The following is a 9,455-nucleotide window of genomic DNA, read 5'->3' on the forward strand; positions in this document are numbered from 1 at the left end:
TCATCGCTCACGATCTCAGGACCACCGAGCGCCCTGCCACTGCAGGCACGCGGGGCGCCGACCGGTGCGGCAGAACTCCGCAACGGCATCGTGGATCGCATCGATCGGCAGGACTGCGGACGCGGGAAACGCTGTCGGTGTCCCCGGGTCGAACCAGATCGTCGGCGCATCCAGCGGTGGCGCGGGATTGAGGCTGTTCCAAACGCCGGGTGGCTCGGAGTCGTCGGCAGTGTTGACGTAGTTGAGCGCGCCCCAGCCCGAATCGGGATCGGCGTCCAGCCGAAGCTGGTTACCCGGGTACTCGTGCAGAGAACCATCATCGGATTCACGGCACGGCCGATCCCACACGTAGAACAAAGTCGCCCAATCGTGTTGCTCCGCCAGAGCGGCCAAGATCAGCGAACTGACTTCCGCATCCGTCCGTGCGTAGCGGAGCTGGTTGTCGATAACCGCTGTTACCACAGTCATGGCCTGGCCTTTCCACGAATCACGATGGTTCGCTGCCGCGTGGCAGTGCGCGGAGATCGTTTCGGGGCGGTGTGACAGTTTTCATTGCTGCGAAGCCTAATTTGCCACGATCGTGTCGGCTGGAAGAGCGGGGCCGTGAGTCTTCTGGGTTGCTATTGCCGTCCAAAAGACTCACGGCCGGCGGACGGGCCGCGTCGGTTATTTCGCGGCCGGGTTGGCCACCGCCGTCACGGTGCAGTAGCCGATCGGGCCGCTGGTGTCGTGGAACGTGCAGTTCGCCGCCGCTACGCCGTCCTCGCTGAGGTGGCCCGTGGCCTCGATGCCGATCGCTTCGCTCAGCGGGAGGCGGCTGAGCGTCAGCGTGTAGTCCGCGTTGATGAACTCCAGCTTGCCGTGGGTGCCGAAGTTCGCCAGCGGGCTGGCGAAATCGCCCGCCAACGCGACCCGCACGAACGGCGATGGGGATTCCCCCGCCACGAGCTCGTTGTTGTCCCGTAGCCAGGCGCGGCGCCGGCCGTCGGCGTTCCAGGAGCTGGTGGGCTCGCCGTCGGCGTCGAGCATCCAGATGTCGAACGGCGGCGGCCAGCCCGACGGCTGGGCGCGCGGCGAGCCGATCGCCTCAGGGCTCGGGACGTCCCAGGCCGGTGTCTGCTCGACGGTCTCGGTCGGCTGCTCGCCGCGGCGCAGCAGCACCGCGCTCGCCCGCGCCACCGGGGCGTCCCCGGCGTACACCGTCGCGTCCGCGACGCGGATGCGACGGCCGTCGCGGACCCGCTGGGTCTCCACCCGGACCGGCACCAGCTTGGTGTTGCGGAACAGGTCGACGGTCAGCCGGGTGAAGTGGAAGTCCGGCTCGGCGTGCTCCTGCTCCAGGGCGCGGGCGAGCAGTCCGCCGAACAGCCGGCCGTGCATCATGTCCGGCGCCCACGGGCTGCCCGCGTGCGGGCCGGGCACCAGCCGGTCCCCGTCGATGGTGAAGAACGGTTCCGCGCCGTTGGTCTCGGCCATCAATCCTCCTCGTCTTCGTCGCGGAGCGGGTCCAGACGGCGGATCAGCCGCAGCGTCGCCTCCAGGACCTTGTTCGCCTCCCGCTTGCTGGCGCACGTCGCGATCTCGCGGCCCGCCTCGCCGATGATCGTGGTCAGCACGGCGACGGTCACCCGGTCCACCGGGTCGGTGCCTGCGCCCAGCAGCACCGCGTTCTGCCGCACCCACTCGCGGCCGCGGGTCCGGCGGATCAGCTCGAACCCGGGCGGCCCGTCGCCGTCCATGAACAGCCGCACCAGGTCGCGGCGCGCCCACGAGCCCTCCAGGAAGGCCCGCGCGCCCACGTTGAACAGCGTCAGCGGGTCCTCCTCGCCGCCGGCGCGGGCCTTGGCGACGGAACTGATCGCGTTCTGCTCGTGGGTGGCCTGGTGGTCCTCCCACAGCGCCAGGAACAGCTCGGTCTTGCCGCCGAAGTGGTGGTAGAGGCTGCCGACGCTGGACCCGGCGCGTTCGACGACCTCCGCCACGCTGGCCTCGGCGAACCCCTTCGCGGTGAACACCTCGCGCGCGGCCTGCAGCAGCACGCGGCGGGTTTCCGCGGTTCGGCTCCACTGCCAGGCGTTGGAGCGATTCGTCTTGCCTGCCATGCCCACCTTCCCGTCGTGCTGATCGGCCCTGGTCGGGGCCGTGCGTACTTCGTGTCGCTATGGCAGCACAAAGTACTCACGGGCCCGGCCTGGGGAAACGTCCGCCCACCGGTGTTCGAGTAGTGGGATCACATTCTAGAACGAATCCGCCGTCGGCATGGCTACCACGGACGGACGCTAGTCGCGGGGCGTCCAAGTATTTAGAGTGCGGTTCTAGAAAGTCGCCGCCGGGCGACGGGGCCCGAGTCGAAAGGACTTCGCGATGGTCGACTTCGCACTCGGCGAAGAGGAACGGCAGATCCGCGACACCGTCCGCAGCTTCATCACCAGGGAAGTGCGGCCGCTGGAAGAAGAGGTGCTGCGCAACGAGCGCGCCGGCAAACCGTCGGTGGACCCGGACGTGCTGCGCGAGCTCCAGCACAAGGCGAAGAAGGCCGGTTTCTGGGGCGTCAACACGCCTGAGGAATACGGCGGGATGAACCTCGGCGCGGTCATGTCTGCGATCCTGGCGATGGAGGCCGGCCGGACGTTCGTGCCGTTCACCTTCGGCGGCAGCGCCGACAACATCCTCTACGCCGGCGACGACGAGCAGCGCAAGCGCTACCTCGTGCCGACCATCGACGGCGAGCGGAAGTCCTGCTTCGCCATCACCGAACCCGGCGCGGGCTCCGACGCCCGCAACATCCGCACCCGCGCGGTCCGCGACGGCGGCGACTGGGTGATCAACGGCGAGAAGACCTTCATCACCGGCGGCAACGAGGCCGACTTCGTGATGGTCTTCGCCGTCACCGACCCCGACGCGAGCGCCGACAACGGCGTGACGTGCTTCCTCGTCGACCGGGACATGGGCTGGAAGTCCGAACCCATCCCGACCATGGGCCAGTGGGGTCCGGCGTCGCTGGTGTTCGAGGACGTGCGGGTGCCGGCCGAGAACGTGCTCGGCGAGGTCGGCCGGGGCTTCCCGCTGGCGCTGCGCTGGATCGGCCAGGGCCGCTACATGATCCCGGCGCGGGCGATCGGCGCGGCGGAGCGGATGCTGCAGATGGCCATCGACCACGCCAAGATCCGCGAATCGATGGGCCGCCCGATCGCCGAGTACCAGGCGATCCAGTGGCAGATCGCGGACTCCCAGGTCGAGATCGAGTCCACCAAGTGGCTCACCCTGCACGCCGCGTGGCGGGTGCAGCAGGGCATGGACGCGCGGCACTGGTCGTCGATCGCCAAGCTGCACGGCGCGGGGATGGCCAACCAGGTCGTCGACCGGGTGCTGCAGATCCACGGCGGCATGGGCTACACCCGCGAGCTGCCGATCGAACGCTGGTACCGGGAGCTGCGGCTGCTGCGGATCTACGAGGGCACCGACGAGATCCAGCGCCGCACCATCGCCCGCAACCTGCTCAAGGGCCACGTCAAGCTGGGAGGGATCGCGGAGTGACACGGCGTCGCGCGGCCATCGTCGGAGTGGCCGAATCCGAGTTGGGCAAGACCCCGCACCTGACCGTGCTGTCCCAGCAGGCGCAGGCGACGAAGGCCGCGCTGACCGAGGCCGGTCTGCGGCGCGACGACGTCGACGCGCTGTTCGTCGCGGGCGGCTGGTCCTGGTCGCCGGCGCTGGCCCTGGCCGAATACCTCGGCATGCGCCCGCGGTACCTGGACGGCACCAACATCGGCGGCTCGTCGTTCGAGGCGCACCTCGGCCACGCCACCGCGGCGATCGAGGCGGGCGTCATCGACGTCGCGGTGATCGCCTACGGCAGCACGCAGCGCAGCGACCGGTCCCGCAACCAGCCGCGCCCGGCGACGCTGACCGAGCAGTTCGAGCGGCCTTACGGGCTGCCCACGCCGGTCGGCGCCTACGCGCTGGCGGCCAACCGGTACCTGCACGAGCACGGGGTGACCAGCGAGCAGCTCGCCGAGGTCGCGGTGTCGACGAGGGAATGGGCGCGGCTGAATCCCCAGGCGTACCACCGGGATCCGCTCACCGTCGACGAGGTGCTGGCGTCGCCGATGATCTGCGAACCGCTGCGCAAGCTGGATTGCTGCCTGGTCACCGACGGCGGCGGCGCGCTGGTCGTCGCGGCCGAGGACCGGTGGCCGGACCTGGCCACGCGGCCGGTGATCGTGCTCGGGCACGGCGAGGCGACCACGCACAACACCATCGCCAACATGCCGGACCTGACCGTCACCGGCGCCGCCCGGTCCGGCCCGGCGGCGCTGGAGATGGCCGGGGTCGGGCACGACGACATCGACGTGCTGGAGATCTACGACTCGTTCACCATCACCGTGCTGCTGACGCTGGAATCGCTCGGGTTCTGCAAGCCCGGCGAGGCGGGCGCGTTCGTCGCGGGCGGCCGCACCGCGCCCGGCGGCGAGGCGCCGATGAACACCAACGGCGGCGGCCTGTCCTGCACGCATCCCGGGATGTACGGGATCTTCCTGCTGATCGAGGCGACCCGGCAGTTGCGCCACGACTTCGCCGGTACGCCGCGGCAGGTGGACGGCGCCGAGCTGGCGCTGGCCCACGGCACCGGCGGGGTGCTGTCGTCGACGTCGACCATCGTGCTGGGAAGGGGCTGACCGATGGTGCAGATCATCCCGGACGCCGAGACGCGTCCGTTCTGGGACGGCATCGCCGCGGGCGAACTCCGCATCCAGCGGTGCGCGGACTGCGAAGCCGCCGTCTTCTACCCGCGCTCGGTGTGCCCGGGCTGCTTCGGAGACCGGCTCGACTGGTTCACCGCGAGCGGCCGCGGCACGGTCTACTCCTGGACGGTGGCGCACAAGGCGTTCGGCGAGTTCGCCGACCAGGCGCCGTTCACCGTCGCGCTCGTCGACCTGGACGAGGGCCCGCGGATGCTCACCCGGATCGTCGGCCCGCAGTTTCAATTGAAACTGGGGGCCCATGAGCCGGGCACGGATGCGGGGCGGGTGCGCATCGGGGACCGGGTGGAGCTGGTGATCACCCGCCTCGGTGCGGACGGGCCCGAGCTGCCGTGCTTCCGGGTGGTGGCGCGATGAGTGCGGAAGCCGTGCGGGCGCTGTTCAACCCGCGGTCCATCGCCCTGGTCGGCGCCACCGACAAGTCCGGCTGGTCGCTGGCGACCTTCGACAACCTGCGCAACAACGGCTTCCCCGGCCCGGTGCACCTGGTCAACCCGCGCACCGAGATCGTGCACGGCGAGCGCGCCCACCCGAGCCTGTCGGCGATTCCGGAGAAGGTCGACCTGGCGTACGTGATGGTTCCGACGCACGCGCTGCTGGACGTGCTGCGCGAGGGCGCGGAACTGGGCATCCGCAGCTACGTGGTGCTCACCGCGGGCTTCGGCGAGACCGGCGCCGAGGGCCGCCGGCTGGAGCGGGAGGTGGCGGAGTTCGCCCGCGAGCACGGCCTGATCCTGTTGGGGCCCAACGGGAACGGCTACATCAACGCGGCCGCCGGCATCACCCCGTACGGCCTGCCGATCCCGGCACCGCTGGTCCGCGGCCCGATCGGCGTGGTGCTGCAGAGCGGGGCGCTGGCCAGCGCGGTGCTGAACTTCGCGCAGGCCCGCAACGTCGGCATCAGCCTGCTCACCGCGATGGGCAACGAAACGGTGCTGTCGGTGACCGACGTGATCGACTACCTCGTCGACGATCCGGCGACCAAGGTCATCGCGCTGTTCCTGGAGCAGGTGCGCCACCCGGCCGAGTTTGCGCGGGTCGCCCGCCGCGCCGCGCAGGCGGGCAAGCCCATCGTGGCGCTGAAGATCGGGTCCAGCGAGATCGCGTCGCACACCGCGCAGGCGCACACCGGCGCGCTGGTCGGCGACGACGCGGTGGTCGACGCGGCCTTCCGGCAGCTCGGCGTGATCCGCGTGCGCTCGCTGGAGGACCTGCTCATCACGGCCGGGCTGCTGGCCGAGATCGGGAAGCTGCCGGGGCGCCGCATCGGCGTGGTCACGCCCTCGGGCGGCGCGTCGGAGATCATCGCCGACCGCGCGGCGGAGGAAGGGCTCGAACTCCCCGAGTACGCACCGGAAACCGTGGCGCGGCTGAAGGAGATCGTGCCGGAGTTCGCGACCGTGCAGAACCCGCTGGACGTGACCGGGTACGTGGTGGTCGACCGGACGCTGCTGGGCCGGGCGCTGGAGGTGGTGGCCGAGGATCCGGGCATCGACGCGGTCCTGCTGCTCGCCGACCTGCCGCGGGTACCACCGCCGAACCCGGAGCTGAGCATCGCGGCGTTCCGGGAGAACGCGCGCCGGATCCGCGAGTCGCCGCGCCCGGTGGCGGTGCTGGGCAACGTGTGCGCCGACGTCAGCGAGTTCGGCCGGATGATCCAGGAGAAGTCGGGTTTCCCCTACGTGGCGGGCGGAATCGAGCACGGCATGACCGCGCTGGGCGCCGCGGCGCGCTGGTCGGAAGCCGAATTGTCCCATGTGGACGATCCGGAGCCGCTGGGCGTGCGGGGTTCCGGGATCTGGACCGAGCACCAGGCGGCGGCGCTGCTGGCCGCCAACGGGATCCCGGTGGTTCCCTCGGAACTGGCGGCGGACGCGGACGCCGCGGTCGCGGCCGCCGAGCAGTTCGGCTACCCGGTGGTGCTCAAGGCGGTCGCCGACGGGTTGGGCCACAAGAGCGACATCGGCGGCGTCCGGCTCGGCCTGTCCGGCCCCGAGGACGTGCGCCGCGCGCATGAGGAAGTGTGCGCGACGCTGCGGGAATCCGGTGCGAGCGGGATCGGCGCGCTCGTGCAGCCGCAGCGCGGCGGCGGCGTGGAGCTGCTGGTCGGCGTCGTCCGCGACCCGTCGTGGGGGCTGACGATGGCCATCGGCCTCGGCGGGGTGTGGGTGGAGGTGCTGCGCGATTCGGCGCTGCGACTGCTCCCGGTCGACCACGCCCAGGTCCGGCAGGCCCTCGGCGAACTGCGCGGCGCCGCGCTGCTCCAGGGCGCCCGCGGCTCGACCCCGGCCGACCTGGACACGGTGGCCGATGTCGTGGTGCGCATCGGACGCCTCGCCCAAGCGCTCGGCGACGGCCTGGAATCCCTGGAGGTCAACCCGCTCCTGGTCGACGGCGACCGCGTCGAAGCCCTGGACGCGTTGGTGACCTGGACTCGGTGAACCACAAATCTATTGAGTACCAAGCGCTTTGATGCAACCTTGACCGAATCGTCTACGGATTACCTGTGTGGATCAGGAGTAGTGTTAGCCCTTGATGCGAGGTGCACGGAGTTGATGACGTAACCGACGGTACATGGTTGTGGCTGTGCAGCTTCGGTACAGATTTCGTCTGTTTCCGACGCCGGGACAGCAGAGCGCGTTGGCCCGGGCGTTCGGGTGCGCCCGGGTTGTGTTCAATGACGGACTGAGGGCGCGGCAGGAGGCCTATGCCGCGGGCATGCCCTTTCCCAAGGCAGGCGAGCTATCGAAGCTGCTAATCACTAACGCGAAAAAGACACCTGAGCGGGCGTGGATGGCCGATGTATCGGCCGTCGTGCTGCAGCAGTCCTTGCGGGACCTCGACACGGCTTTCCGAAATTTCTTCGACTCGATCAGCGGCAAGCGTGCTGGCCGGAAGGTGGGTTTGCCCAGGTTCAAGACGCGTCGGGATCGATACCAGTCGATCAGGTTCACCGCCAACGCCCGTTGGAAGGTCGCAGATGGCGGGAAGCTGTCCTTGCCCAAGATCGGCGATGTGCGGGTGAAATGGTCGCGTTCGCTTCCGTCTGCGCCGTCGAGCGTGACGGTGATCAAGGATGCGGCCGGGCGGTACTTCGCGTCGTTTGTGGTTGACGCCGAATCGGCAATACTGCCTGACGTTGATTCGGCGGTCGGCATCGACCTTGGCCTAAAGCACTTCGTGGTGCTTTCGGATGGGCGCAAGATTGCCTGCCCGAAGTTCCTGCGACATACGGAAAAGAAGCTCAAGAGGGCACAACGAGCCTTGTCGCGCAAGGAGACAGGTTCGAGGAACCGGGAGAAGGCCAGAGTCAAGGTTGCGCGTGCTCATGCGCGGGTGGCAGACGCTCGCCGCGAGTTTCACCACCAGCTGTCAACTCGGCTGATCCGCGAGAACCAAGCGATCGCTGTTGAGGACCTGGCTGTGGTGGGGATTGCAAGGACGCGGCTCGCCAAGTCCGTTCATGACGCAGGTTGGTCGGCGTTTCTTTCGATGCTGGAGTACAAAGCCGTCCGGTACGGGCGTCGCATGGTCCGTATCGGACGGTTCGAGCCCGCCAGCCAGGTGTGTTCACGGTGTGGAGTGAAGGATGGTCCCAAGCCGTTGCACGTGCGTTCCTGGCAGTGTCAGGCATGTGGGGTGTCGTTGGATCGGGACATCAACGCGGCAGTGAATGTCGCCAAGGCCGCCGGACTGGCGGTGACAGCCTGTGGAGCGCAGGTAAGACCAGGACCCGTTCTGGCTCAGCGCGGTGAAGCAGGAACCCACCGAGGTGACCTATCGCGGCGAACCCCGCACTGATAGGCACAGTAGGAATCTCCAGCCTCCACGGTGGAGAGGAGGTCAAGTGCCGTTTCCGTACTTCTACGACGTCACGGCCTGGAGCGGCCCGCTGCTGGAGAACGTCAGCGGCGGGCGTTCGGGCGCCGACGTGAAGCCGCGGGCGATTCCCCTGCCGCAGCAGGCCGAACCGGTCGCGCCGCCGGTCGTCGGCGCGCCGCGGACGGCGGTCTGGCAGGTGTCGGAGAACAGCGCCGCGGTCGAATCGTCGGGCTGGCTGCGCTGGTGGCTGGGCGACCAGGGGCTCGGGTTCGGCGACCTGACCGCCGAGCAGATCGCCGCCGGTGTGCTGGCCGACTACGACGTGCTGGTCGTGCCGAACGGGCCGGAGGCGGAAGCTGCCGATTCGCTGGGCGAGCAGGGGCGGGCGGCGCTCACCGAGTGGGTGCGCGGCGGCGGCACGCTGATCACGCTGCGGGACAGCTCGCGGCTGGCGGCTCGCCTCGGACTCACCTCGGCGGCGTTCGCCGAACCGACCTCGGACATCCCCGGCGCGCTGATCCGGATGGAGCTGGACCCGGCCAGCCCGCTCGCGGCCGGTGTCGGCCCGACGGCGTGGGCGATGTACTAATGATCTTTTGGTTATAGGGTGTGTCGTTGTGCTTGGTTTGTGTTGCCCGGTGGGATGATTGTGGCGTGGCGAGGTCTTCACGATCGACGGGTAAGCAGTCCCGTGAGAACAAATCTGGCGCCGCTAGGCGGGATTTCGAGGCGCTGCGTGAGCGGCGGAGGCGGGCGGCGGAGATGTTCGAGCGGGGCGAGCGGCAGGTCGATGTGGCCTCGGCGTTGGGGGTATCACAGCAGACCGCATCGAAGTGGCACCGGGCGTGGTTGACAGGTGGCCACGAGGCG

At 69.3% G+C, this 9,455-nt stretch carries 10 protein-coding genes; 7 read left to right on the top strand and 3 right to left on the bottom strand.

Annotation, left to right across the window (positions count from 1 at the left end; translation table 11 throughout):
- Positions 1-15 precede the first annotated feature (15 nt).
- The 3 genes from BLW84_RS39070 to BLW84_RS39080 form a co-directional block, all read right to left on the bottom strand.
- Positions 16-468 carry an Imm1 family immunity protein gene (locus BLW84_RS39070; protein WP_093276419.1) on the bottom strand — a complete coding sequence of 151 codons (453 nt, stop codon included), beginning with the start codon at positions 466-468 and terminating at the stop codon, positions 16-18.
- Between the two features lie 198 nt (positions 469-666).
- A complete protein-coding gene (locus BLW84_RS39075) occupies positions 667-1,476 on the bottom strand; it encodes a thioesterase family protein (protein ID WP_093276422.1) in 810 nt (269 codons plus the stop codon).
- A complete protein-coding gene (locus BLW84_RS39080; RefSeq protein WP_093276425.1) occupies positions 1,476-2,102 on the bottom strand; it encodes a TetR/AcrR family transcriptional regulator in 627 nt (208 codons plus the stop codon). Before BLW84_RS39080 ends, BLW84_RS39075 begins: the two co-directional genes overlap by 1 nt.
- Before the next feature lie 262 nt (positions 2,103-2,364).
- Between BLW84_RS39080 and BLW84_RS39085 the strand changes: the two genes are divergently transcribed.
- The 7 genes from BLW84_RS39085 to BLW84_RS50040 form a co-directional block, all read left to right on the top strand.
- Positions 2,365-3,537: an acyl-CoA dehydrogenase family protein gene (locus tag BLW84_RS39085; protein ID WP_093276427.1), complete on the top strand. Its 1,173-nt coding sequence runs from the start codon at positions 2,365-2,367 to the stop codon at positions 3,535-3,537.
- Positions 3,534-4,679, top strand: coding sequence for an acetyl-CoA acetyltransferase (locus tag BLW84_RS39090; protein ID WP_093276430.1), 1,146 nt, complete (start codon positions 3,534-3,536; stop codon positions 4,677-4,679). Before BLW84_RS39085 ends, BLW84_RS39090 begins: the two co-directional genes overlap by 4 nt.
- Positions 4,680-4,682: 3 nt before the next feature.
- On the top strand, positions 4,683-5,120 hold the full coding sequence (locus BLW84_RS39095) for a Zn-ribbon domain-containing OB-fold protein (RefSeq protein ID WP_093276432.1): 438 nt from the start codon (positions 4,683-4,685) through the stop codon (positions 5,118-5,120).
- Positions 5,117-7,204, top strand: a complete 2,088-nt coding sequence (locus tag BLW84_RS39100; protein ID WP_093276435.1) for an acetate--CoA ligase family protein — start codon at positions 5,117-5,119, stop codon at positions 7,202-7,204. Before BLW84_RS39095 ends, BLW84_RS39100 begins: the two co-directional genes overlap by 4 nt.
- Before the next feature lie 133 nt (positions 7,205-7,337).
- Positions 7,338-8,564 carry an RNA-guided endonuclease InsQ/TnpB family protein gene (locus BLW84_RS39105; protein ID WP_245761692.1) on the top strand — a complete coding sequence of 409 codons (1,227 nt, stop codon included), beginning with the start codon at positions 7,338-7,340 and terminating at the stop codon, positions 8,562-8,564.
- A gap of 46 nt (positions 8,565-8,610) precedes the next feature.
- A complete protein-coding gene (locus tag BLW84_RS39110; protein WP_093276437.1) occupies positions 8,611-9,174 on the top strand; it encodes a hypothetical protein in 564 nt (187 codons plus the stop codon).
- Between the two features lie 65 nt (positions 9,175-9,239).
- On the top strand, positions 9,240-9,455 hold a 216-nt coding region (locus BLW84_RS50040; RefSeq protein WP_281247488.1), incomplete at its 3' end, for a helix-turn-helix domain-containing protein.

The organism is Saccharopolyspora shandongensis (assembly GCF_900106995.1).
Taxonomy (GTDB): Bacteria; Actinomycetota; Actinomycetes; order Mycobacteriales; family Pseudonocardiaceae; genus Saccharopolyspora; species Saccharopolyspora shandongensis.

Excerpts from the sequence above, each read along its gene's own strand:
- BLW84_RS39095 (WP_093276432.1), top strand. The coding sequence starts at position 4,683 with ATGGTGCAGATCATCCCGGACGCCGAGACGCGTCCGTTCTGGGACGGC.
- BLW84_RS39070 (WP_093276419.1), bottom strand. The coding sequence starts at position 468 with ATGACTGTGGTAACAGCGGTTATCGACAACCAGCTCCGCTACGCACGG.
- BLW84_RS39080 (WP_093276425.1), bottom strand. The coding sequence starts at position 2,102 with ATGGCAGGCAAGACGAATCGCTCCAACGCCTGGCAGTGGAGCCGAACC.
- BLW84_RS39075 (WP_093276422.1), bottom strand. The coding sequence starts at position 1,476 with ATGGCCGAGACCAACGGCGCGGAACCGTTCTTCACCATCGACGGGGAC.
- BLW84_RS39085 (WP_093276427.1), top strand. The coding sequence starts at position 2,365 with ATGGTCGACTTCGCACTCGGCGAAGAGGAACGGCAGATCCGCGACACC.
- BLW84_RS39105 (WP_245761692.1), top strand. The coding sequence starts at position 7,338 with ATGGTTGTGGCTGTGCAGCTTCGGTACAGATTTCGTCTGTTTCCGACG.
- BLW84_RS39100 (WP_093276435.1), top strand. The coding sequence starts at position 5,117 with ATGAGTGCGGAAGCCGTGCGGGCGCTGTTCAACCCGCGGTCCATCGCC.